Source organism: Nocardia sp. NPDC046763, assembly GCF_040645495.1.
Classification (GTDB): Bacteria; Actinomycetota; Actinomycetes; order Mycobacteriales; family Mycobacteriaceae; genus Nocardia.
Genome location: NZ_JBEYYI010000003.1, coordinates 221,316 through 243,180 on the forward strand (window position 1 = coordinate 221,316; position 21,865 = coordinate 243,180).

Genomic DNA, 21,865 nt, shown 5'->3' on the forward strand with positions numbered 1-21,865 from the left:
GCGTCAGTTCGATACCGGCCCGGCCGTTTCCGGGAACGGGCTCGGCGTCCGCACGCGTCCGCGTCCCTCACCGCGCAGCAGCAGGAGCGCCGTCACGGCCGCGAGGGCGGGCAGCACCGCACACAGCTGGTAGCCGAAACGGAATCCGCTCGCCAGGGCAGCGCCGATGGTGTGACCGCTGCCGCGCAAGCGATCCGACCGGTCGCTCGCGGCCGCGGCGATCACCGCGAGACCGATTGCGCCGCCGAGTGTCCGGGTCACATTCACCAGCCCGGACGCGATGCCGTGCTGCGCGGACGGCACACCGGTGACCGCGGCCACCGTGATCGGGACGAAGGTCAGTGCGAAACCGGACGCCACGACCAGCGACGGCAGGATCACCGCACGCGTCGCGTCGCCGGCGGTCACGGTGTGCGCCAGCAGCAGCATGCCCGCCGCACCGAGCAGCCCGCCCGCGGCGATACTGCCCCGGAAACCGATGTAGCGCACCACAAGCGGGCCCGAGCCCGCGCACACCAGCAACAGCAGGCTGAACGGCACGAGGGCCAGCCCGGTGCCGACGGCATTGCGGCCGAGTGTCTGCTGCAGCTGCAGCGACAGCAGATAGAACAGGGCGTAGATGGCCCCGGAGATCAGGAACTGGGCCAGGTTCGCCGCCGCCACTGTGCGCACGGCGAACAGCCGCACCGGGATCAGGGGATGGGCGGCGAGGCGCGCCTCGTGGAGGACGAAATACGCCAGCAGCAGCGCGGCGAGGACGAGCGGAACCAGCGCGTCCGGCGAATTCCCGCCGCGCACACCGATCTGCGTCACCCCGTAGACGAGCAGCCCGGCGGCACAGGTGGATACGATCGCGCCCACCACGTCGAACCGGCCCCGCGCGGCGGGCGCGGACGCCGGGACGAACCGCAGCACCGCCGCGATGACCACACCACAGATCACCGGATTGACGGCGAAGATCCAGCGCCAGCCGGGCCCGTCCACCAGCAGCCCGCCGGCCACGAAACCCAGTGCGCCGCTGACCGCCGTGGCCGCACCCCACACGGTCACCGCGACCGTGCGCGGCCTGCCCTCGGGAAAGAGGGCGGCCAGCAGTGCCAGGGTCATCGGCGATACGAATCCGGCCGCCACCCCTTGCACGCCGCGCGCCGCCACGAACTCGCCCGCACCGCCGGCCAGCGCGCACGCCAGCGAGGCGAGCGCGAATACCGCGGTGCCGTACGCGAATACTCGCCGATGGCCGAGCAGGTCACCGAGGCGGCCGCCGAGCAGCAGGCAGCCGCCGAAGCAGACGGTGTAGCCGGTGATCACCCAGTGCAGGGTGGCCGCGGAAAAGCTCAGTCCGGCGCGCAGCGCGGGCAGGGCCACATTGACGACGGTGATGTCGATGGTCTCGAGCAACTGGGCCAGGCACAGTGCGGCGAGCGCCACCAGCAGGCCGGGCGTCCAGGCGAATTCGATGTCGCGGCCGGTTGCCGCGGGAGCAGTCTTGCGCATGGCGTCACCGTGCCGGTTAATGTGCACATGAAGGCAAGCGCTCTGACCATCGGCGAGCTGGCCGCACGGTTCGGGATCCCGGCGCATGTGCTGCGGTATTGGGAGAGCGAGGGTCTGATCTCGCCGCGTCGGCAGGCCGGGCAGCGCCGCTACGGTCCCGGCGATGTGCGCCGGATCGCACTCATCCTGCTGGCGCGGGAGGCGGGATTCGGTGTGCGGCAGCTCCGGACACTGCTGTCGACCCCGGATCCCATGGCGCACGCCGATCTGCTGCGTGAGTACGTCCACACGCTCGAGCACCGCATCGAGCACGCCCGGGCCACCAAGGAGCTCATCGAGCACGCGCTGGAGTGCCCCAGGGCCTTTCAGGACTGTCCGCACGCCCAGGAGCGGATTGCGTCCCGCATTCCGGACGGATTGCTGTCAGGGCCGGATTAGTCCGGAAAACGACGCCACCCCGGTGCCGCTGGCTGCGGGTCACCGGGGTGCTGGCGAGCGGATCGGCCGAAGCTGGTGCAGCGGCGGCCGATTCGGCGCGAAGGGTGTCAGTCGTCGAGGGAGCTGCCGTTGCGGGAGCGCGACGCGGCCCGGGCGCGGCGGCGGGCGGCCTGCAGTTCGGCGAGTTCCTGCTCGAGGGTCTCGGCGATCCGGAACTGGCCGGTGTCATAGACATTCAGCGGCGGGACCGGATCGGCCAGATCGGCGAGCGGGGAACGGTCGTCCTCTTCTTCGGGCTTGCGGCTCTTGCCGGTGGCGGAGCGGCGCTCCTTGTCGGCGGGTTTCGCGGTGTCCGACTGGCTTTCGGCCCGAGTGGGTCGGGGCTCGACCACCTGGGCTTCGGCATCGACGGTCTTCTCGGGCTCAGCGGGAGCCGCGGGAAGGGCCGGGGTGGGAGTCGGCACCGCCGAGGGGGAAGGGCGGCCGGGCCAGGAGACGACGGTGGGCATGGAGCGGCGGATTTGTTCGCCCGGGTCCGGCAGATCCCGGATCTGGTCCGTGGCACGCACAATGGCCAGACCGTACCGACCGGCCGCGGCATTGTGGATCAGCATCGCCACACCGATCATCACCGGTGCGATGGCGTGCACGGCCACTTCGTACCAGCTGCCGTTCTTCAGGTACGGGTAGGTGTTGAGCATGACGGTCAGTCCCAGCAGCGCCATCTCGGCCACCACGACCTGCCGGCGGCTGTCGATCACACCCCACTCGGCCACCTTGTTGGTGCCGATCATGATGATCACGAGGCAGACGCTGATCATGCCTTCGAGCAGGTAGCTGAACCAGTACAGCGGATCGCTCGCCCCGCCCGGGGCGATGTTGTGCTGCACATTGACCGCGGACCAGAGCATGCCGGCCGCGACCACGCCGGCGAGCGCGCGCTGACTCCACGCCCGATGCTTGTACAGGGACGCCAGTTTGGCGTGCGGGCTCGATTCCCGCCGCTGGGCGGCGATCGCCTTGCGCGCCAGCAGCAAGTCGCGAATGTCGGCCTTCTCAATCTCTACGGTGGTCTGTCGGGCCCGATCGGCCGCTGATGCCGCGGCCTCGGCCTGTTTCCAGCGCTGCGCCCGCTCCTGCTCGCGGATGCGCTCGGCCAGGTCACGCTCGGCGACGAGCTCGGTCTCCGACAGCACATCGGTGAGAGCGGGATCGTATTGGTATGCCAGCCGTCCCCGGGCCTTCTCGACCCGTTGCGCCAGCTGGGTGACCTCGTCCTCGCGCGGATGTTCGATCGTCAATTGGTCCCCCGTCCGGGGAGTCCCGGTGGCTGACAGGTGATTCCGGTAGGCACGGAGAACATTTCTAGTCGATACACGCCCAACCGCGAAACTGTTGATTTGCCGATGGTCCAATCCTTACGGCGCGCCGCGCTGCGACACGCGGAATTGAGTGGGAGTCAGGGCAGTACGAAGACATCGTCCGATCGGCTGTCCAGAGGGGTTGCCGAGCGGAGTTCGGGCACCACCATATAGGACCCGGTGGAAATCTCACAGGAATCGCAACCCGCATGCGCGAAGCTGCGCGGGCGAAGGATCGAAACCCGGGAGGACGGTGGGAGATTCGGCGCGGCGCTCGGGGTCAGCTGATCGTCTCGAGTTCCTCGTCCATCGGGATGGCGCCCTCCAGGCCGTGGGGGAGGCGGCGGCGGTTGGGGGAGCCGAGGGCGGTGGTGAGGTCGGTGCCGTCGTGTTCGGCGAGCAGATCGTCGGAGTCCCAGACCAGCAGGGTTGCGCTGACGGCGTTCTCGGCGGCGGAGTGGGCCAGATCGTAGTGGGCGCAGGCGGGGACGTGGGGGTAGGTGATCCAGAGGTCGTAGCCGGTCATGAAGAGATCGAGGTCGAATTGGACGGACAGGCCGAGGAGTTCGCTGCGGCCGTTGTCGTCGACGCCGGCGAAGGCCTCGTCGAGGGCCAGCAGGCGAGGGGCCTGGGGGTCGGCCGAATCGAGCATGACGTGGGCGGCGGCGAAGAGCGGAAGGTGCAGGGACACCGACTGTTCGCCGCCGGAGAGGGTGCTGTGGCGGGCGACGGTCAGGCGGTCCTCGGTGCCGTCGGCGGTGACGATCGTGAAGGAGAAGACGCGCCAGGTGCGGTAATCGAGGGTGGCCGCGAGGATCTCGGGGAACGAGCGCTCCGGGTGGGCGGCGCGCGCGGTGCGGATCTCCGCGGCGAAATAGGCGCGGATGGTGGACAGGTCCTCGGGGGTGAGATCGGCGGAGTCGCGGTCCAGGAGCTTGCAGACCGCGCGGGCCGGCTCGGCGAGATTGTCGGCCAGCACCCAGTGCACGCCGATGGTGTTGCCGGAGGACATGCGGCGCTGCTTCATCTCCGCGCCCATGCGGGAGATGAGATCGCGGGCGTCGCAGGTGCGTTCGTGGATCTGCTGGGCCAACCCGGTCAGCAGCGCATCCTCCAGGATGCGGCGCTCGGCGTCGGTGAGCAGCAACTCCTGATCGCGGCGGGCCGCGCCGATGCGCTCGGCGAAATCGGCCAGCGCGGACAGGCCGTGGTCGTCGTGCACCTGCACCACGGTGAGGCCGTCGGCGGCATCCCAGTGCAGACGGTAGTCCTGGCGGGCGGCGGTCAGCGCGGCGTCGAACTCCTGCAGGGCGGTCGTGACCGCGCTGCGGGTCGACTTGCGGGTCGCCTCGCCCGCGCGCACCGAAGCGGTTGCGGCGGAGAGATTCTCGAACAGGGCGGACACCTCGGCGGGCAGCACCGTGGGCTCCTGCTCCGGATCGCCGTTCTCGATCCGGTACAGCAGCTGCTCCGGCGTCGACCACGCGGCATCGCTGCTGGGCCAGCGGCTGTCGGTGGGCGCGCCCAACAGGCTCAGCAGATCCGGGTGCGCGTACGGGGCCAGATGGCGGACGTCGGCGAGCAATTCGGTGAGGGCGGTGCCCAGTGTGTCGTGGGCGGCGCGGTGCGCGCCCTCGGCGGTGCCCACGGCCTCGATGGCCTCGGCCGCGGCCTTGCGGGCGGCCTTCTGCTCCGCGCGCGCCGCCTCGATCTTCTCCCGGGCCGCTTCCAGCTCGCGATCGATATCCGCGGTGCCCGCGCCGAGCGCCTCACGCAGCGTCTCCAGTTTGCGCAGTTGCTCCTCGTACCCGGCGCGCGCCGCCTCGGCCTCTTCCGCGAAGGCCTCGGCCAGGTCCTGGGATTCCTCGAGCCGGTCCCCGGCCTCCCGGGCCCGCTCGTGCTCGCGCTGATGATCGCCGCGCAAGCGCAGCAGCGCCGTCCCGGCGTTCTCGAAATGGCGGACCGCGGCGGCCAGCGCATCCAACTCGGCAGGATCGCGCGGCGCGCGATGATCGGCCGCGATGGCCCGAACCTTCTTGTCCGCGTTGGTGTATTCCGCCACGGCCTGATCCAGATCCCGCTCGGCCTGGCCCGCCGCCTCCGAGCGCGAGCGCAACATGCCCGCCGCCTCGGCGACGCTCCGCAGCGCGGCGGTCACCGCCGTGGTCCTCGGCAGCCCCTTGGCCGCCGCCGAAATCCGCCCCAGCTCCGCGGTGGCGGCCTGTTCGTCGGCTTCGGCGGTATCAGCCTCGCCCACAGCCGTTTCGATGGCAGTGGCCAGCTCGGCCAGCCGCAACTCGCGCCGGCGTGCGCGGGCGGTGGTGCCGATGAACTCGGCGTCGGCCTTGATGTGCCGGCCGACCTGAACCCCCTGCCGGTACCGGCCGTCGGTGGCGATGGTGAGCTGCCCGTCCGCGCCGACCGGCTGCGCCTCGGCCCCGGTGACGGTGCGTCCCTTGCCATCCGCGCCGTCCGCCGTCACCGACCCGGCGGCATCGCCGGTCCCGGGCGTATCGGCCGCCACGGCATTCGCGTCCGGGGTGGCGACCTCGTGCAGCGCGATGGACGCGAGAATGCCGGAGACGATCTGGCGCGGTACGGTCAACGTGTCCGAATCATCCTCGACCACAAGCACATCGGCCAGCGTGCGGCCGGTGGGGCGCAACTGCTGCGGCAGCGGCGTCAGGAACTGGTCGGAGGCATGGTCCGGCAGGTCGGCATCCGCGCACACCCAGGCGTCGAGCAGGTTGGCGGCCTGTAGCGCAGCCTCGATCCCAGCTGCCTCGTGGGCACCGACGCCGTCGGCGAAACGCACCAATCGCCACAGCGGCGCGCCGGTCCGATGCGGCCGCACATCGGTCCGCGCCGCGAAAGCCGGTGGCGCGTCGTCGCGTTCGGCCGCGACCCGCTCCCGCTCGGCGCGCAGTTCGCCCGCCCGTGCGGTCGCTCGGGCCGCCCGTGCCCGTGCCTCCTGCCGCCGCGCCCGGATCTCCTCGCTCAGCGGCTCGGTGCGTTCGGCGAGCACTTCCGCCGGTGTGGCCGGAACCGAGCCGTCGTCGCCGCTGTCGGGGCGCGGGGCGTGCTCGGTGCCGACCTGCCCGAAGGCGCTGTCGAGCGCCTCGAAGAGACCCTTGCGAATCGGCGCATACACGTCGCGGTGCGAGTCCCACCAGTCACGCAGGGACACAGCGGTATTCGACCGCGCCAGGGTCACAGCGGCCTCCGCCTCGGCCAGTTCGGCGGCGGCGGATTCGCGCAGCTCCACCGCGCGCTGTCCGGCGCGTTCGGCCCGGGTGCGTTCGGTCACGGCCTGGTCGACCAGGGTGAGAGCGCGGCGGACGGCGCGGACGTCGGCGTCGCGCTCCTCGGCGTGGGAGCGGACGGAGGTGGTGAGGTGGTCGGCGCGGGCCGATTCGGGCAGGGCCGACCAGCCGATGCCGGCTTCCTCTGCGGCGGCACGGAGTTCGTCCTCGCCGCGGGACAGCGCGGAGGCGGCGTTGGCGACGGCGGCCCGGGCGCGTTCGGATTCCTCGAGCCGCTGGTCCACGGTCTGACGGGACTTGAGTGCCTTGTCGCTGTGCACGGCGGCGGAGGTTTCCAGCCGGCGGACGGCGTCGGCGAGATCGTCGAGCTGCTGCTTGCCCTCGTAAGCGCTGGAACGCTGCAGGGTTTCACGGTCGGCGAGGGCCTGCTCGTAGGCGCGATCGGCGTCCTCGGCGCGAGTCTCGGCGCCCGCGCGCTCGGTGTCGCGGCGCTTGCGCAGGGCGGCGGCCGCGTGCAGGGCGGTGCTGGAGTGGGTGACCGCGTCCAGGCGCACCCGCACCTGATCGATGTCCGTCTTCGCCTGCACGGCAAGGTATTTGCGGTAGACGCTGACGAAATCGCGGGTCGCGGTGTCGGCCTGGACCAGGCCCTCGAGGGTGCGGCCGACCTCCTCCATATCGCTGAAGGAGCGGGCGGCGTCCAGGATCAGTTGCTCGTCCAGGGGGCGCAGACCATCGGTGAGCGCCTGCGAGAGGCCGCGCGGGTCCAGGTTCTTGGCCAGCTGCGGGCGGCGCAGCGTCAGGATCAGATTGATGAGCTGGTCGTAGCGCTGCTGGCCGAGCCCGAACATGCGGGCGTCGATGGCCGTCCGGTACTCGACCGGCCGGTCCACGATGGCGTCGGAGCCGATCTGTTCGGCCAGTTGCTTGCGGGTCAGCGGTCGGTCGTCGGGGCCCAGTAGCGAGAAGTCCACGCCCACCCGGCCGTCGGCGACGAAATACCAGCGGGTCACCTTGTCGTTGGAGCGGGTGGCGCGCATGCCGATGCCGATGGTCACCGTCTCCGGCTCGGTCCAGCTGCCGCGCGCGAACTCCATCCACACGTACGAGTAGGCCGATTCCTGCTTGCGGTACAGCAGGTTCGACTTCATCGTGCGCTCTTCACCCGCGAACGGATTGAGCCGCCGCGGTTCGATCCGCCCGTCCAGCACGAACGGGAACAGCACCTCCAGGGCCTTGGTCTTACCCGAGCCGTTGGGCCCGCGCAGCACCAGCCGCCCGTCGGCGAAGCAGAACTCCTGGTCGCGGTAGTCCCACAGGTTGATGATGCCCGCCCGGGTGGGGACGAAGCGCACTCCACCGTGAATGTGGTCGGCCATCAGTTCCCGGATCCCTTCTCTGTCGAGCTTTCCGCGGGCGCAATCGAACTGTCCGCAGGCACGGTGTTCGCGCCGAGTTGTGTGGGGGAGATGAACAATTCGGTTTCCGCGCGGGTGCGGATCGTGACGATCGCGCCCCGGTACCGGGCCAGGGCGGGCAGGATGAGCAGGCCGCCGTCGACCAGCTCCACCAGCCGCAGCCGTTCCAGCAGCGAGACCGCCTCGGCGGTCAGGCCCGGCACATCGGCCTGCCACTGGGCGGCGAAGGTATTGCCGTACCGGTCGGTCAGCATCTGCACGGTGTCGCGGATCCACGACGACTCGAGGAACGGGAAGTCCGGGATCTCGGACTCGGCCGCTTGCACGTCCGAATCCTCCTGCGGCCCGAAGACATCCATCGGATCCGCGAGCGGTGCGAACACGGAATTCGACGGAATGGCGGTGTCGAGCTGCTCCACCAGATCCAGCAGCGGACGGTCCGGGCGCGGCCGGCGTTCGACCGGATTGTCGATATCCAGCACCAGATCCGCGATCTCACCCGCCAGCAGCAGCGCCACCTGCGCGAGCGTGCCCGTGCCCGGGAACCGCACATCCGACAGCCGACCTGAACTGTCGATCAGCGCAACGCCTTCCGCGCGCCGCTCGGCCCGCAGCCCGGTGAGGGACTCGACCTCGGCGACCAGCTTCTCCTGCGCCAGCAGCGAGCGTTGCGGTTCATCGAGCTCGTCGGCGTAGACCACGGGCCGCTCGACCAGTGCCCGCCGGACCTCGCGTGCCGCCAACGCCATTGCGGGGGAACGGGTATCGGATCCACCCGCCTCCTCGCCGAGCAGTCCGGTGACGCTCCGGAGATGCTGCAGCGCCCGCGGCGGCCGGAACAGCGCGAAGACCACCGATCGGTCGATGTCGTAGAGCGCCTCACCGGCTTCCGGGTCGCTCGCCCAGCCCCCGGCATCGCCGTCGGCCAGGGTGACCGCGCCGCGCGCCGCCAGCCAGCCGACCGCATCCACGAACGCGTCCCGATCCGCGGCCCGATCCGGCGCGAGATCCAGGCCCTCCACCCGCTCGGTGTAGGCGCCCACCTGATCGGCCAACTCCGACAACGTGATCTGATCCCCGGCGCGGCCCAGCGCGGCCAGGGCCAATGCGAGATAGGCGTAGCGGCGGCGATCGAACAGCCGGTCCCCGGTGGTCCGCGCGGGCCGCCCGGCGTCGAGGCGATCCAGCACCGGGAACAGCCGCGCCGTGGTCTCGGTGACCTCCAGCCGATACCCGAACAGCTCGGCCAGATCCTCCCGCAGCTCCGTCGCCCACCGCCGCAGCAGCGGCAGCGCAATGCGATCCGGATACGTGCGGGTGACCAGGTGATTGGCCAGGATCACCCGAGCCGCACGTTGATAGCTGTCCAGCGCGAGCGAATCGATACTGCGCGCGTGCATCAGCCCACCTCCCCGGCGCCGCCGACGGCTCCGCCCGCCAGCGTGACCGACGGATCCGGTTGTGCCGCTGGCGAACCGGGTGTTCCGAGCGGTGCACCGGGCTCGTTGTCCTGGACGGTCAAGGTGGCCGGGACCGTCGATCGCGCCACGGTGGCCGAGGGCGTCGGCTGCACAGTCGTCGAACCGGGCGTGCCGACGGGCGGCCTGGGCTCGGCAGGGGCGGGTTCGTTCGTAGCGCGCACTGCGGCCGAGGCGGCGGCCCGAGCCGAGGAGTCCGGCCGATTCGTCTGCGCAGCAGGGGATTTGCGACCACGCAGGGCAGTGGTCTCGCGAACCTCGAGTCGCCGGTTGTTGAGGTGCAGCACGCCCTTGGACGTACGGACGAGCGTGGACCCCTCGTGCTCGGACACGGTGAGCGTCACGCCGTTATCGGAGCCGGAGGTACCCGGCACTCGCCCGCTCACCGGCACCCACGCGGTGGACGCGGCGTCGAGCAGTTTGAGCAGCACCTCGGTCTCGCCCTCGTCGAGCTCCCGGTCGTGGAGGTCGGAGGCGGCCAGCGACCGGGCGGCCTCGGCGCGGGCCCGCTGGGCGTCCAGCTGCACCTGTCGCAGCCGGCGGATCCCGGCGTCATTGCGCTGGAGTCGCGCGGGCGCGCCCGGCGTCGGTGGTCGTCCGGTCTCGGCCAGAGTGCGGGCGATCTCCAGAGGTGGTGCGTCCCACCAGGATCGGATGGCCGGAATCACATCGGCGTCGGGGTGATGCATGGCCAGATGACGGGGCCGGCCCAGGCCGAATACCGCGTCATAGAGGGCGTGGGCGGCGTCGGCGGTCGGCGCGGCGGTGAACCACCCGGCCAGATGCCGCAGCGCGGACTCCCGGCTGACCCCGCCCTTGCGGGTCTCGGTCACCCGCCGCAGCAGCGACAGCACGGCCGCGATGGCGCTCATGGTGGCCTCGCGCAGGCGCTCGCACTCGGTGAGCCCGCCCTCGTCATCATCTATGAACCAGCCCCGCAGTCCCTGCCAGCGCGCCCGCCAATCCGCTTGGCGCTCAGCGGTATCCAGCAGTACCCGCTCGTCGCAGCGGGCCGCGCGCTCGATGAGATCCTCGACCCCGGTGTCCTCCACCTCGCGAATGGCGGTGGCCAGCCGCGGCGCGAAACGTGCCAGGTCCATGGAGAATTCGCGCATGTGCGCCAGCAGCGCGTCCTTGTGCGCGAGGAAGGCTTCGGGCGTGGCCTCGGTGGTCCGCACCAGATCACCGAGCGTGAGATAGAAGTGCGCCGCCCGCTCGGCCAGGTCCGACAGTGCCCGGTCCAGCCGGTTCAGCACCCGGTAGACGCGCGGCGCGTCCGCGCTCTTGTTGGCCTCGGCGAGGGTGTGCAGATCGGCCAGCAGCTCGGGCAGTACCAGCCGCGAGAGCGCGGCCTCGTCGAGCCGCGCCGCCAGCACATCCGAAACCGCCCGATATGCCTGATATCCCGCCTGGGAGAACTGATAGACGAAATGCCGGTTCCGATACTCGGCCAGCGTTGCCGCCCGGGTCCCGTCGTAGCTGCGTTCCAGCACACCCCACTGGTGCAGCTGCTCCAGCAGCGGGCCCACCTCGGTGGCGGTCAGCATGGGCGCGCCCGGGCAACGATCGAGCGTGTCGGCGACGTCGGAGGCGTGCAACAGCACCAGGTAGGCGGCGCGGGCGGTATCGAAGGCCCGCAACACCCACAGGTAATCGGCCCGTTTCTCGGCGGTGGCGAAGGAGAACAGACGCAGCCGGTCGGCGTGCGGAATCTCCTCGGACCCGACCCCCCTCGGGTCGGGCAGCAATCCGTCAGCGGACTCGGTCACCGGGAGAAGGTTAGTACTCCCTCCCGACCGGCTCGGAATCGTGCCGAGTGTCGGCGCGCCCGATCCGGCTCCCGGTCACCGATTCCGGGTCCGTGATCGCCGGTCAGTTGCCGAGCGCGGCCACGCCCGCCTGCGCGAACTTCTCGTCCTGATCGCCGCTCGGCGCACCCGCGACCCCGATGCCCGCGATCGGCGCACCACCCTTGGCGGCCACCGGGGCGCCACCCGCGAGGAACAGGGTGCCCTGGATATCGGCCAGATGCGGTGCACTGTCGAGGCGCTTGGCCAGCTGCGAGGTCGGCGCGTTCCAGGAGACCGCGGTGAACGCCTTCTGCTGCGCGGAGGAGTAGGACTGCGGCCCGGCGCCGTCGCCGCGCAACGTGACGACGGTGTTGCCGTCCCGATCCACCACGGCGATCGTCACGTGCTGGTTCTCCTTCACCGCGGCATCCAGCGCGGCCTGCGCGGCCCGGGTGGCGGCGGCAATGGTCAGATGGGTGCTCTGCTGCAGGTTGGCACTGGCGACATCGGCCGCCACCGGGGCCTTGCTGCCCGGATCCGGATCCTGTGCGTTCACCGACACCACGCCGATCACCCCGGCGGCCACGACGGCCGCGGCCGCGCCGCCGATGACGAGGCGCTTGCGGTTGGAGCTGGACTGCTGCGGGGTGGTCATGATGTCCTCCACGGATTCTCGGGTGAAAGCTGTTCGCTCTGTTCGCATTCCAGCTTGCTGCCCAGGTCGGCCGGGCACATCGGCGCAGTGGCCAGGAATTCGCACGCGGTCCGGCTGATCCCCGTATCAACCGATCGGATGACCCGGGAGCGGGTGGGGCACGGCAGAATGAGGGTGTTTGTCACTGCCACCGAGGTGGTTACCCACGTCACTGCCACCGAAGTGGTTACCCACGTCACTGCCACCGAGGAGGTGCCCGCATGCCGTCTCCAGGCCAGGTGAGCGCGCAGCCCCGTGACGACACCCGGTTGCTGGGCACCATCGTGCACAGCGCTTTCTACGTCCTGCTGGCCGCGTCGATGCTGCGGTTCGTGCTCCGCCATCCCGACAGCGCACGCATGCCCTGGGTGATCGGACTCTCGCTCGGACTCGCCGTGCTCTATGTGGTGAGCGAACTGCGCGCCTCCCGTCGCGTGCTGCTGTTCGCGCTGCTGGCGACCGCGTGGGCGGTATTGGTCGTGCTCGCACCGAGTTTCGCCTGGTGTGCGGTGCCGCTGCTGCACACCGGCCTGCGGATCCTCCCGCTGCGTGTCGCCCTCGCCCTGGTCGCCGGGCTGACCGCGCTGGTCGTCTTCGCTCAGCTGAAACTCGCCGGCTGGGCCGACCCCAACCTGCTGCTGGCCCCGCCCGCCGTCGCCGCCCTCAGCACCGCGCTTTTCGTCGGCCTGATCCGCCAGACCGAACGGCAGGCCGCACTCATCGACGACCTGCGTGCCACCCGGCGGGAACTCGCCGCCACCGAACGCCGCGAAGGCACCCTCGCCGAACGCCAGCGCCTCGCCATGGAGATCCACGACACCCTCGCCCAAGGACTTTCGAGCCAGCGCATGCTGCTGCAGGCGGCCGACCGGATCTGGGCCAGCGAACCGGACCAGGCACGCGAGCACATCAGAAGCGCGGCAGCCGTCGCGGAATACAACCTCGCCGAGGCACGGCGCTTCGTGCACGACCTCGCGCCCACAGATCTGGCCGCGGGCGGATCGCTGGTCGCGGCGTTGGAGGCGATGGCCGAACGGGAGAGCGGTGACTCGCTCAGCGTGCGCATCCACGTGGAGGGCGCACCGGTGGGACTGCCCGCGGGCGTGGAGGCGGCGGTCCTGCGAATCGCGCAGGGGGCGTTGGCGAATACGCGCGAGCACGCCGCCGCGACCTCGGTCACCATCACCCTGACCGACCTCGGCGACCGGCTCGTCCTCGACATCGCCGACGACGGACAGGGTTTCGACCCTGCCGAGACTGTCGGCACCGCCGACCGCGCCGAGACTGCCGGCACCGCCGACCGCGCCGAGACTGCCGGCACCGCCGACCGCGCCGAGACTGCCGGCACCGCCGACCGCGGCCACGGCCTGCCTGCCATGCGCGCCCGGCTGCGCCAGCTGGGCGGCACCCTCACCGTCGAATCGGCGCCCGGAGACGGCACGGTCGTCTCCGCCGAAGTCCCCCTGGAGCGGTCGTGACCGAAGCCGAAACCCCTGTCCGCCTTGTGATCTGCGACGATCACGTGGTCGTCCGCGCCGGATTGCGCGCGCTGCTGGGCAGCACACCCGGCATCGACGTCGTCGGCGAAGCGGGCAGCGGCCCGGAGGTCGTCGCCCTCGCCGAGCGTCTCCAGCCGGACGTCGTGCTCATGGACCTCCAGCTCGGCGGCGACATGGACGGCATCGAGGCCACCCGTCGCATCACCGCGGGCGGTGGTGCGACCCCGCACGTGCTGGTGCTCACCACCTACGACACCGACGCCGACATCACCCGAGCGATCGCCGCCGGCGCCACGGGCTACCTCCTCAAGGCCGAACGTCCCGAGGAGCTGTTCGCGGCGATTCACGCGGCCGCGCAAGGACATACGGCGCTGTCCCCGCCCATCGCCGACCGAGTGCTCAACCGCATGCGAAACCCGCAGCCCGCGTTGACGGCCCGGGAACTGGATATTCTCGGCCAGCTGTCGCGGGGGCTGGGGAATCGGGAAATCGCCCGGGCGCTGCATGTCAGTGAGGCGACCGTGAAGACGCACCTGGGGCGAATCTACGACAAGCTAGGGGTCGATAATCGCGCCGCGGCAGTCGCTGTCGCGAACGAGCAACGGCTCCTGAAGTGAGTCACAGCCCCTTGGGCGCAGCCTGGTGCATGAAACCGAAGAGGTATCCGGCCACTCGCCGCATCTGAATCTCCTCGCTGCCCTCGGTGATCCGATACCGGCGATGATGCCGGTAGATGTGCTCGAAAGGCGTGTGGCGGGAATAGCCGAGCCCGCCGTGAATCTGCATAGCGCGGTCGGCGGCTTCACAGCACAGGCGGTTGGACCAGTAGTTGCACATGGACACCTGGGCCGACTGCGTGAACGCGCCGTAGCGGTCCATGGCCCACGCGGTCTTGTGGATCAAGGTCCGCAGCATCTCGCACTGGGTGCTCAACTCCACCAGCGGAAACTGGATCGCCTGGTTGGCGGCCAAGGGAGTTCCGAAGGTCTTGCGGTGCTTGGCGTAGTCGATCGACCGGTCGATGCAGTATTGCGCCGCACCGAGGCTGGACGCTGCCTGCCGGAGCCGATTCTCGTTGAAGAAATGCTGGACGACCGCCAGCCCGCGCCCCTCCTTGCCGAATACGGCGTCGGCCGGCACCCGCACGTCCTTCAGGACGACGTGGGCGTGGTCGGTGGGCATATTGAACGTCCACAGGAACTCGGCGATCCGGAAGCCGGGCGTGCCGACCGGGACGAGGAAGGCGGTGATACCGACGCCGTCTCCCGGGCTCCCGGACGTGCGAGCGAAGATCAGGTCGGCGTCGGCGCGGTGCATGCCGGTGTTGAAGGTCTTCTCGCCGTTGATGATCCAGGAATCGCCGTCGCGGACCGCCGTGGTTTCCATGAAGGTGGCATCGGAACCGTGCTCGGGCTCGGTGATGCCGAAGCCGAAGAACTTCTCGCCGGTCGCCAGGTCGCTGATCCACTCCGATTTCTGTGCGGGCGAACCGTATTCGTGCATCAGCAGCAGTCCGACATTGTTGGCGACGACGGCGTGCTCGGTCTGCAGATCGCAGTGCAGGCCCAGGCCGCGGCGGGCCAGATGCTCGCGGATGACGGCCATGTCGAGGTTGGAGCCGTCGTGGCCGCCGTATTCGGCGGGATAGGCGTAGCGCAGGTGGCCGGCGGCGTCGGCGCGGCGGCGGGCCTCGGCCAGCAGGTCCTCCCAGTCGGCGCTGGGGAGGCCGCCGCGATGCCAGTCGGTGCGGGCGTCCTCGCGGCGGTGATCGAAGAAGCGGACGTTGTCGCCCGTCTGTTCCAAGGGAACGATGTCGCGGTCGATGAACTCGTCCAGTTCGGCCAGATACTTCCGCAGCTGGTCGGGCAGCTCGAAATCCATGATGGTCACCTCGATCCGGTCGGGCGGATCTGCATGAGCAGATCCCATTCGATCTCGGGAATCCGTCGCCCGCTGGCGGCCATGACAATGCTGGGGACGGTGCCGTCCAGGAACGCGGCGGCCTGGGCGGCCAGCATGGCGCCCCACCCGAGGGTGCAGGCCACCTTCCACCAGCGGAAGCGGTCGGCGTCGAAATCGCCTCCGGCGGAAGCGTATCCGCGTACGAAAGTGGCGCGGTCGGTGAAGCCGCCGAACTCGTGGCCGTCGACGCCGAAGCGCCACATGCGCAGGGCGGACCAGGCGGTGTCACGCATGGGATCCCCGAAGCGCTGGGCGCCTTCCCAATCCAGCACCGCCTCGATGCCCTCGGGACCGACGATGAGGTTGCCGTTGCGAATATCGGTGTGGACCAGGGTGAGCCGCTCCGGGGGCCCGGGTAGATGGCGGGTCAGCCAGCGCAGCGCGAGGGCGAAGACGGGGCGGTCGGCCAGGAGCCGGGCGACCAACGATTCGGCTTCTCGCAGAAACGATTCGGCGGGATTGTCCACAAGGCTGCCGGGTAGTTCGGGAGAGCCCTGCTCGGGGTCGATCGCGTGCAGCAGGGCCGCGGCCCTGCCGAGTTGCTCGCCCACGAGGTCGCCGATACCGGCCTGCCGCACCAGCCTCAGGACCCGGCGCGGCACCGTCTCGCCGTCGAGACGCTCGGACAGCATGAACGGCTCCCCGACATACCCGGTGTCGGTGCACACGGCCAGCACATGGGGAACAGGTACCCCGTGCTCGCGGGCCAGTTCACGCACGCCCGCCTCGACATCGACCGGGAGCAACTGAATACTTCCGGGCACGAGCGTGGCGACCAGTCTCAGCACGCACCCGCCGAGATCGGCGTCGAAGGCGACATTGCGCCGCCGCGCGCCCGCCGAGAGCGGCCGCAGATCCGAGATCGTCACCGCGCGGCCGATGTCCTCGGACAGGAATCGGGCCAGACCGGCCGTCACATCGCCGGTCATTCGCCCTCCCAGGCGTCATAGCCGGGTTTGGCGACGGCCAGGTCGGCGCGCACGATGGACACCAGCACCGTCCACAGCGCCTCGTCGTCGGCCGTGTCGGGTACCTCCGGCGGCTGTGTTGCGAGGGTGACTTCCCGCTCCAGCATCCGGGCCAGATGCGCGCCGACACGGGCCTGGTGCCGCAACTCGGGTGGAAGGGCGGGCAGGAGCGTCGTCTCCAGCAGATCCGCGAGCGCGGTCAGCAACTCCGGTGCCGTGGGCCGATACTGCATGGCGTGCCTCCGGCATGAAATCCGTTGTTCGGCAGGTAAACCGGGATGGTACGGGACCACGCGGCGCGATGGCCGTGAATTGCGGGCGATTGCCCGCAGTTGTGGGTCGATGTCGCGGCCGGGGCAGTCCTGCCGAGTCGTGATTGCCGAGACTTCGCCCGAACAGGCGGGGCTTTCCGCGGCCCCGCCGGTCGGACGGCGGGGCATGCGTCACTCGCCGGACCCGTCCTGTGTCGAGCATCGAACCCCATCGCCGATTTCATGGAATGATCAGCCCGTCCTGATCATTTGCTGCACTCGGACCGCGACCGCGACACCGGACAGGTGGTGACAGTGGAGAACCAACCCCAGGACAGCGGCGACACGGAATACCCGGAGCTCGACTACCGATTCACCCTGGCGAACGAACGGACGTTTCTCGCGTGGATCCGCACCGCGCTCGGCCTGCTGGCCGCCGGCGTCGCGGTGCACACGCTGGTGCAGCCGTTCCATCACGCCGGAGTGCGGCGGCTGCTCTCGCTCAGCTGCATCGTGCTCGCGGTCGTGCTGGCCGCCGGCGCGTACACGCACTGGCGCGATGTCCAGGACCGGATGGTGCGCGGCGAGCGGCTGGGGAACACGATGCTCGTCCCGATTCTCGCGGGCGGCATCGCGATCGTCTCCATCTTCGCGGCGATCGCGACGGTGTGGCGGTGACCGCGCCGCCCACCTATCCCGCCGAGCGCACCGCGCTGGCCTGGCGGCGCACCGCGATCGCCGCGATGGGGACCGCGGTGCTGTTCGTCAATCATGCGGCGACCAGCGGCTGGCATCCGGTGGCCATCGCGCCCGCTCTGGCGGCGGTCGGACTCATGTTGGTCGCGGGGCTCAGCTTCCTGCGCAACAACTCGCTGCACCACGGACACTGGGCGCACGGGTCGCGGGTGATCGTCATCGCGACGGTGGCGGTGCTGGTGGTGTGCGTGGTGGCGCTCGTCATCGGTCTCACCGATCCCGGTAGGAGGCAAGCCTTTTCGACCCCATCGACGTCGGAGATCCCGGCAGTCACCGGAGGCGGACAGTGAGTGCGGTCACCGAACCGAGCAAGTTCATCATCGAGCAGAACCAGCGTGCGCTGAAAGAGCTGCCGTTCGACGACACTGCCGACGAGGAGGATGCCGACCGCGGCTTGATCGCCAAGCTGGAACTCGGAATCGTCAAGGACGACAAGGGGACTGGCATCTGGGACGACGACTCCGACAGCTCCCTGTAGGGCGCCTGCCCCCGGGTTCGTGGCGTGGGCGCCTCGGCGAACCACCGAGCTGAAGATCGCTGTAGGTTTGCCCTATCGACACCGCGATGCGGACCGGGCGGCCGAAGATCGGGCTCCGAGACCACGTCACACGGGCGGCAATACCGGGCAAATCGCCTGTTCATGCGACACGCTGGAAAGTTGCTGCATATCGTGCGGCGATACCTCCATGATCGACGGGTGCCCGTGGTGTGAGGTTCTGCGATCAGCGAGTTCTCATCGAATGGAGGATCGAGGGTGAGCAGCGGCACGAAGCGACAATTGCTTGTCGGCAAGGGATGGATCCAGGCGTGTGTGCTGGTCGCGGTATTCGGGTTCTTCGTGATGGGACTGCTGGCATACCGCACCTATTCCGGCTCGGCCCCGATTCCCGAGCGGGTGCAGGCTCCGACCGGGCAGACGCTGTTCACCGCCGCCGATGTCAAGCACGGTCAGCAGATCTTCCTGGCGGCGGGCCTCATGCAGTACGGGTCGATCCTCGGGCACGGGGCGTGGCTGGGGCCGGATTACACCGCTGACTATCTGCGCCGATCGGCAGACTTCGCGCTGGAGCAGCGTGGGAATGACGATCGGGCGCGGGCGCGCATCCTCGCCGATTTCCAGGCCAATCGCTACGACGAGAACACCGGTGTGCTGGTTTATAGCACTGAGCAGGCGCAGGCGTTCCAGCATCTCGTCGACCACTACGCCGACGTGTTCGGCCGCACCGGAACCGGGCTGGGGCTGCGGCCGGAGCTCCTCACCGATCGGGCGCAGATCCACGATCTGACCGCATTCTTCTCGTGGACGGCGTGGATGTCGGCAGCGCATCGGCCGGGTCACGACTACTCCTACACCAATTCCTGGCCGGCGGAACCTCGGGTCGGCAATAGCCCTACCGCGAACGTGGTGGTGTGGAGCGTCATTTCGCTCATCGCCCTGCTGGGCGGGATCGGACTGCTGTTCGCCGCTTTCGGCCGCTGGGGTAGCCGGCTCGGGTGGAAGGGCCGGGAGGCGGCCACCTTGTCGTTCCGGGCGCCCGGGGACGTGGCGCTGACCCCCGGGCAACGATCCACCCGGTGGTATTTCGCGATCATGGTGATCCTGTTCGGCGCGCAAAGCCTGCTCGGCGGCGCCACCGAACACTATCGCGCCGACGTGGCCAGTTTCTTCGGCCTCGATCTGGCGAAGATCCTGCCCTACAACCTGACCCGCACCTGGCATCTGCAGCTGGCGCTGTTCTGGGTGGTGGCGGCGTTCCTCGCCGCGGGAATCTTCCTGGCGCCCTTGATAGCCCGGCGCGAGCCGCGCGGGCAGGGCCGGTTGTCGTACATCCTGCTCGGGGCGGTGGCGGTGGTGGTGTTCGGCAGCCTGATCTGTGAGGCGCTGAGCATCCACGGCAAGGTGTCGTACGGCAACTTCTTCGCCGCACAGCAATTCACCTTCCTCGACCTGGCCCGCGTCTGGCAGATCCTGCTGGTGGCCGGCCTGGCCATCTGGGTGATGATCCTGTGGCGCGGGCTGCGCGGGCGACTGGCAGACGAGCACAAGGGCAATATGCCGTGGCTGTTCTTCCTCTCCGCGCTCGCCATTCCTGTGGTCTACGCGGTCGGGCTGCTGGCGAGGCCGGGCGACAACTTCACCCACACCGAGTTCTGGCGGTTCTGGGTGGTGCACCTGTGGGTGGAGGACTTCCTGGAACTGTTCACCACCGTGATGGTCGCCTATATGTTCGTCCTGCTCGGCGTGGTGCGCGAGCGGGTCGGCATGATCGTCGTCTATCTGGACATCATCCTGTACTCCGCGGGCGGGGTGATCGGCACCATGCATCACCTGTACTTCAACGGAACTCCGGTGGAGCACATGGCACTCGGCGCGGTGTTCTCCGCGCTGGAGGTGGTCCCGCTGACCTTCCTCACCGTGGAGGCGTGGAGCTTCCTGCAACTGGCGTCGAAGCAGGAGTCGCGGTCCGCCGCAGAGTTCCCGCACCGGTGGGCGGTCATGTTCCTGGTCGCGGTCGGATTCTGGAACTTCTTGGGCGCGGGCATCTTCGGGTTCCTGATCAATCTGCCGATCGTGTCCTACTACGAGATCGGCACCGCGCTCACCGCCAACCACTCGCACGCGGCGATGATGGGCGTCTACGGCATGCTCGCCTGCGCCTTCGCGCTGTTCTGTGTGCGCTATATGATCCCGGTCCACAAATGGCCGGACAAGCTGGCGAGAATCTCGTTCTGGTCGTTGAACATCGGGCTGGCATGGATGGTGTTCGCCACCCTGCTGCCGATCGGAATCCTGCAGCTCTACAAGGCCGTCGACAGCGGATATTACGAGGCGCGCGAGCTGAACTACATTCGAAGCCACGCGAATTCGGTGCTGGAGTGGCTACGCATGCCGGGCGACATCCTGTTCATCGTCGGTGGTATCGCGCCGCTGGCATGGATCATGTGGCTGGCCGTGAAATACCGCGGCACGGGCGGAACGCCACCGCCGCAGGATACGAAGATCACCGCCGACGACCGGCAGGTGCCGGCCGACGAACTGGTAAAGCTGACCGGCGGCGAGAGCGAGTGATGGTGGTGCACCCGGCGGTCGAGACACTGCTGATGGGCGGGTACGCGGTGCTGCTCATCGCCACCGCATTCGGCCTGGATCTGCTGGCGCGGCAGATCCATCGGCGCTCCGATCGGCACCGGAACGCCGGATTCCGGTATCTGCCCGAGCACGATTACTGGATGTGCCCGGCGCATGAGCCGTTGTGGCCGCACAGCATCGACGACCAGGCCCGCCTGGTCCGCTATCGGGCACGTCCGTCAGTGTGCAACGCTTGCCCGGGGAAACGCGACTGCACCGACTCCGCGGCGGGCCGGGAGATCACCAGGGCCGTCGACCCCTGGCCGCATTCGGAGGCCGGTCGTTTCCATCGGGGGATCGCGTTGGTGCTGATCGTGCTGGCCTCCGCGTTCCTGATCATCGCCGCGGCCGGACATCCCAGGTCGCCGGATCTGATTGTCCTGGCGCCGATCACACTCGGCTGGGTGCGCGCCGCCTGGGTACTGACCGCCCACTTCCGCCACACACCCGCCGGCTTCCCCACCGGAATTCCGGTGGCCGAAAGGAGCTCCCGATGATCATGATCGGCGTCACCGCGGCCGTGGCCGCCGCCCTGCTGGCCCCGGTGTCCACCCTGCGCATTCTGCGCGAATACGAACGGGCCGTGGTGTTCCGGCTGGGCCGGCTGCGCCCGCTGCGTGGTCCCGGCATGGTGGCGTTGATTCCCCTCATCGATCGGATGGTGCGTGTCGACCTGCGCACGATCACACTCACCATCCCGCCGCAGGAGGCCATCAGCCGCGACAATGTGCCGGTCCGAGTCAACGCCGTCGCATACTTTCGCGTCATCGATCCGGTACGCAGCATCATCGAGGTGGAGAACCACGCCGTCGCCACCTCCCAGATCGCCCAGACCACACTGCGTTCCGTGCTCGGACGCGAGGACCTCGACACCCTGCTGTCCGAGCGCGACCAGCTCAACACCAACCTGCGGAAGATCATCGACGAGCAGACCGAACCATGGGGCGTGAAGGTCGCCCTGGTCGAGATCAAGGATGTCGAGATCCCAGAGGCCATGCAGCGCGCCATCGCCCGGCAGGCGGAGGCGGAACGCGAACGCCGTGCCCGCATCATCCACTCCCGTGGGGAAGTCGAGGCCGCCGAAAACACCCGCGATGCAGCGCAACTACTGGCCGCGACCCCAGCCGGCCTCCAACTACGCTACCTGCAGGCGCTCGGGGAGCTGGGAGCCGAAGGCCGTTCCACGGTCGTCTTCCCCATGCCCGTCGACCTCACGGAACCGCTCAAACGCGTGTTGCGTTCCGGGACAATCGAATAGGCGCAACCAGACCGCCCCGATCCACCGGTCGTTCGAGGGAGCTCGATCGTGCGTCGGTGGTACGGGATCGATGACGACGGAGGCCCAATGTGAGGGTATCGA

General features: G+C 69.4%; 18 protein-coding genes. 9 read left to right on the forward strand and 9 right to left on the reverse strand.

The annotated features are described in order from the left end of the window. Nucleotides 1-3: 3 nt before the first annotated feature. A complete protein-coding gene (locus ABZ909_RS06120) occupies nt 4-1,497 on the reverse strand; it encodes an MFS transporter (RefSeq protein ID WP_356996527.1) in 1,494 nt (497 codons plus the stop codon). A 27-nt stretch (nt 1,498-1,524) separates the two neighbouring features. Between ABZ909_RS06120 and ABZ909_RS06125 the strand changes: the two genes are divergently transcribed. Continuing rightward, complete coding sequence (locus ABZ909_RS06125; RefSeq protein WP_356996528.1) at nt 1,525-1,935, forward strand: MerR family transcriptional regulator; 411 nt, start codon at nt 1,525-1,527, stop codon at nt 1,933-1,935. A gap of 107 nt (nt 1,936-2,042) precedes the next feature. Here the strand turns inward: ABZ909_RS06125 and ABZ909_RS06130 are convergent, their stop codons facing one another. The 5 genes from ABZ909_RS06130 to ABZ909_RS06150 form a co-directional block, all read right to left on the reverse strand. After that, nucleotides 2,043-3,236, reverse strand: a complete 1,194-nt coding sequence (locus ABZ909_RS06130) for a hypothetical protein (RefSeq protein ID WP_356996529.1) — start codon at nt 3,234-3,236, stop codon at nt 2,043-2,045. Between the two features lie 340 nt (nt 3,237-3,576). Continuing rightward, entirely contained in the window at nt 3,577-7,938 is a 4,362-nt protein-coding gene (locus ABZ909_RS06135) for an SbcC/MukB-like Walker B domain-containing protein (RefSeq protein WP_356996530.1), read from the reverse strand. Beyond that, nucleotides 7,938-9,377 (reverse strand): TIGR02678 family protein, encoded by a 1,440-nt coding sequence (locus ABZ909_RS06140; RefSeq protein WP_356996531.1) that lies wholly within the window; start codon nt 9,375-9,377, stop codon nt 7,938-7,940. The genes ABZ909_RS06135 and ABZ909_RS06140 overlap by 1 nt, the downstream gene beginning before the upstream one ends. Next, on the reverse strand, nt 9,377-11,203 hold the full coding sequence (locus ABZ909_RS06145) for a TIGR02677 family protein (protein WP_356996860.1): 1,827 nt from the start codon (nt 11,201-11,203) through the stop codon (nt 9,377-9,379). Before ABZ909_RS06145 ends, ABZ909_RS06140 begins: the two co-directional genes overlap by 1 nt. A 124-nt stretch (nt 11,204-11,327) precedes the next feature. Beyond that, nucleotides 11,328-11,900 carry a heme-binding protein gene (locus ABZ909_RS06150; RefSeq protein WP_356996532.1) on the reverse strand — a complete coding sequence of 191 codons (573 nt, stop codon included), beginning with the start codon at nt 11,898-11,900 and terminating at the stop codon, nt 11,328-11,330. A gap of 260 nt (nt 11,901-12,160) precedes the next feature. On the opposite strand from ABZ909_RS06150, the gene ABZ909_RS06155 reads away from it, so the two are divergent. Together ABZ909_RS06155 and ABZ909_RS06160 are read left to right on the forward strand one after the other, a co-directional pair. Continuing rightward, nucleotides 12,161-13,417, forward strand: a complete 1,257-nt coding sequence (locus ABZ909_RS06155) for a sensor histidine kinase (RefSeq protein WP_356996533.1) — start codon at nt 12,161-12,163, stop codon at nt 13,415-13,417. Then, nucleotides 13,414-14,055 carry a response regulator transcription factor gene (locus ABZ909_RS06160; protein WP_356996534.1) on the forward strand — a complete coding sequence of 214 codons (642 nt, stop codon included), beginning with the start codon at nt 13,414-13,416 and terminating at the stop codon, nt 14,053-14,055. The genes ABZ909_RS06155 and ABZ909_RS06160 overlap by 4 nt, the downstream gene beginning before the upstream one ends. A 1-nt stretch (nt 14,056) precedes the next feature. Here the strand turns inward: ABZ909_RS06160 and ABZ909_RS06165 are convergent, their stop codons facing one another. The 3 genes from ABZ909_RS06165 to ABZ909_RS06175 are packed head-to-tail and all read right to left on the reverse strand — an operon-like array spanning nt 14,057 to nt 16,601. Further along, nucleotides 14,057-15,319, reverse strand: a complete 1,263-nt coding sequence (locus tag ABZ909_RS06165) for an acyl-CoA dehydrogenase family protein (protein ID WP_356996535.1) — start codon at nt 15,317-15,319, stop codon at nt 14,057-14,059. Between the two features lie 5 nt (nt 15,320-15,324). After that, a complete protein-coding gene (locus ABZ909_RS06170; protein WP_356996536.1) occupies nt 15,325-16,329 on the reverse strand; it encodes a phosphotransferase family protein in 1,005 nt (334 codons plus the stop codon). Further along, nucleotides 16,326-16,601: a hypothetical protein gene (locus tag ABZ909_RS06175; RefSeq protein WP_356996537.1), complete on the reverse strand. Its 276-nt coding sequence runs from the start codon at nt 16,599-16,601 to the stop codon at nt 16,326-16,328. The genes ABZ909_RS06170 and ABZ909_RS06175 overlap by 4 nt, the downstream gene beginning before the upstream one ends. Before the next feature lie 333 nt (nt 16,602-16,934). On the opposite strand from ABZ909_RS06175, the gene ABZ909_RS06180 reads away from it, so the two are divergent. From ABZ909_RS06180 to ABZ909_RS06205, 6 genes are all read left to right on the forward strand, one after another. Further along, nucleotides 16,935-17,297 carry a DUF202 domain-containing protein gene (locus ABZ909_RS06180; protein ID WP_356996538.1) on the forward strand — a complete coding sequence of 121 codons (363 nt, stop codon included), beginning with the start codon at nt 16,935-16,937 and terminating at the stop codon, nt 17,295-17,297. Next, nucleotides 17,294-17,665 (forward strand): DUF202 domain-containing protein, encoded by a 372-nt coding sequence (locus ABZ909_RS06185; protein WP_356996539.1) that lies wholly within the window; start codon nt 17,294-17,296, stop codon nt 17,663-17,665. Before ABZ909_RS06180 ends, ABZ909_RS06185 begins: the two co-directional genes overlap by 4 nt. After that, on the forward strand, nt 17,662-17,853 hold the full coding sequence (locus ABZ909_RS06190) for a hypothetical protein (protein WP_356996540.1): 192 nt from the start codon (nt 17,662-17,664) through the stop codon (nt 17,851-17,853). Before ABZ909_RS06185 ends, ABZ909_RS06190 begins: the two co-directional genes overlap by 4 nt. A 363-nt stretch (nt 17,854-18,216) precedes the next feature. After that, a complete protein-coding gene (locus ABZ909_RS06195) occupies nt 18,217-20,445 on the forward strand; it encodes a cbb3-type cytochrome c oxidase subunit I (RefSeq protein WP_356996861.1) in 2,229 nt (742 codons plus the stop codon). After that, nucleotides 20,445-21,002 (forward strand): hypothetical protein, encoded by a 558-nt coding sequence (locus ABZ909_RS06200; protein ID WP_356996541.1) that lies wholly within the window; start codon nt 20,445-20,447, stop codon nt 21,000-21,002. Before ABZ909_RS06195 ends, ABZ909_RS06200 begins: the two co-directional genes overlap by 1 nt. Beyond that, the gene (locus ABZ909_RS06205) at nt 20,999-21,763 is read left to right on the forward strand and encodes a slipin family protein (protein WP_356996542.1); all 765 of its coding nucleotides are present in this window, start codon (nt 20,999-21,001) and stop codon (nt 21,761-21,763) included. Before ABZ909_RS06200 ends, ABZ909_RS06205 begins: the two co-directional genes overlap by 4 nt. The last annotated feature ends 102 nt before the right edge of the window (nt 21,764-21,865 follow it).